The 2,298-nt window shown below is 57.5% G+C and carries 1 protein-coding gene; it reads right to left on the bottom strand.

Annotated features, from left to right (window positions below):
- Positions 1-122 precede the first annotated feature (122 nt).
- A complete protein-coding gene (locus V8352_RS21525; protein WP_336426305.1) occupies positions 123-2,072 on the bottom strand; it encodes an autotransporter outer membrane beta-barrel domain-containing protein in 1,950 nt (649 codons plus the stop codon).
- Between the last annotated feature and the right edge of the window lie 226 nt (positions 2,073-2,298).

The following is a 2,298-nucleotide window of genomic DNA, read 5'->3' as shown; positions in this document are numbered from 1 at the left end:
TCCCGCCCTCCCTGTCACCAGAAAGGGTAAAGGTGGACGACTTTTACGCCGCCCGCAGCAGGCTCATCCCGCCGCTACCGTGGCCGACTTTCGCACCGCCGTTCTCAGGAAGCGTTGAACTTTCAAAAATCAAAGCCGACACGCAGAGCGAGCGAGCCTTCGCTATAGTTGCTTCCAAACACGCTTCCCACATCTACACTACCGTACCAGCCGCCATTGCTTTCAAAGCCGTAAGAAGCCTCGAGGCGCCCCATGACGTCGTCGCGCCCATCGATCCGGGTTTGCATCTGGGCACCGCCCACCGTCGTCTGCGTCACGCTGAAATCACTTCCCATCGTGTCCACCATTGCAGAAAGATCAATGTAGCCGAATTGACGCCCACCTTGGGCATCGGCCGTGTAGGTGTAACGTGTGCCAAGGGCCAAGATATTCTGATCATCACTGAAGCCTTGGGTGGTCAAGCCGCCGTTGTTTTCCCTGAAGGTGTCGAATTCTACGCGGGACCGTGTAACCTCACCGTAAAAGCCAACCGATCCGGGCATCTGAGCGGTGCCAAGTTGGCTGGCATCAAAATTGTAACCCAATCGCAGGCGGCCGCTGATCCGCTCTGCGTCTACGTCGGCACTGTAGGTGTTCAAAATGCCGACACGTGTCATGTCGTAGTTCAAGTCACCCACCATGAAATTGAAGTCACCAAAGAGCCCTTGGCTATTCGTTCCGGCAGAATAGATTGAAAACGAGCGCTCATAACCGTCGGCATTTCCGGCACCAGCATCAAAGCGCGCATCGATCTCTTGATAGCCGAAGGCCGCGCCAATGATTGACTTCTCAAAGATATCGTTGCTGGGCAGAGCGTAGTCGGCGGAGGCGCCGATGTAGCGCGTGTTGAAATCGAAACCGGCGTCATTGGTGGTCGGGTCCATCGAGCCTTGCGTGCCTTGGACTGCAAGCTGCATGTTCCATGGTGTAGACTGTGCGCCTGGTGCGCCATCAGAAAGCGGCGAAAGGTCTCGCGTGACCATGTCACCATTGCCGTTTTGCCCACTCAACAGAAGCCGATTGAAACGCCGTGTCGATACGTCAAGATGGTGGTTCAAAGTCGCGAAGGACAGGTTTGTCGCGACGCCCGGAAGGATACTGCCCATGGATGTGCCTCCGGGTGTCCCGACCGGGGTGCCGCCCACCCCCGCAAACGCGAACATGAAGGTATTTGGCTCGCCCGTGGTTTCACCATCCGGAACGCTGGGCTGGCCGAGCGAGAAAACTTCCGCCCCGACATCTGATAGAGCGACCAGCGCATCGTCTTCCGAAGCCGCAGCCCCAAAAAAGATCTTCACTGTCTCTGAGTCGCCAGCTGCCACGGAACCAAGGCTGAAATCGAAGGCCGCGCCGTGATCGTCCGGGCCGCTATCGGTGAAGTTTCCATTAACGACTGCGTCGCTCGCAATGGCTGTAAGCGGCACGTTCGGGTTCCCGTCGACAAAACCGTCGTCGGACGACGCGCGCAGCCGCGAAGCAGGCCACCCTTGTATGGTAACGAATTCAGCGAACTCGGTCGGAGGCACGTCCCAATCCATCGTGCGGCGGTACACAAGATCCCCGACGTCGGCGCCGGTATTGGTAAAGTCGACATCGACCTGGTACAGATTTTCGCTGACTGATGGTGAAAACGCGTGCTCAATATCCAGGCTGAATGGTCCGTCGCTCACAGAAACCGATGAGACGGCCGAGCTCCCGGTGGAGGCAGGGTCGGTTCCGGTACCGGCGACTGTCAGGGTCACGGAGTCGATGTTTGCATCGCCAAAGCTTTCGCCTGCTTTGGCAAAATGGCCGGTTGTCACATCACCAACGCCCCACCCTTCACAGGCGCAACCAGGGGCCAATGCCTCGCCACTGTCCGGTGCGACGCGCTCGAGGAAGTTGAGACCGACACCGCTTGTGACCAGATTGCCTTCGGGGTTGATGCCCAACTGGACCGTTCCATTGTCAATAATCTCCTGCCCAGTTGCTGCAATCGGCATGAGACCGGAAAGTGCTACGGTAATTGCCAGAATTGAAGTGGATGAATGCATCACGTGTCCCCTTTTAAATCTCACTCAGGTGGTCTGCAGATACTTCCCGCTGAAATGCACGGTATCGGGACCAAAACGGGCAAGCCCCGTCCGAATTAGGGGGATCTGGAAGTATAATTTTGGCTTCTTCGCGGTTTGTGTGGGTGTGCGGGTCTCCGGTCAGTTCACGACCACACCAGATGTTGTGTCGTAGGGTGACGCGGGCAGGTGCTTGAGCCGACCGGCG

It is taken from the genome of Roseovarius sp. D0-M9 (genome assembly GCF_037083805.1).
In the GTDB taxonomy this organism is placed as follows: domain Bacteria; phylum Pseudomonadota; class Alphaproteobacteria; order Rhodobacterales; family Rhodobacteraceae; genus Roseovarius.
The sequence above is the reverse complement of the archived record's forward strand: the minus strand, read 5'-3'. Positions and strand labels throughout refer to the sequence as shown.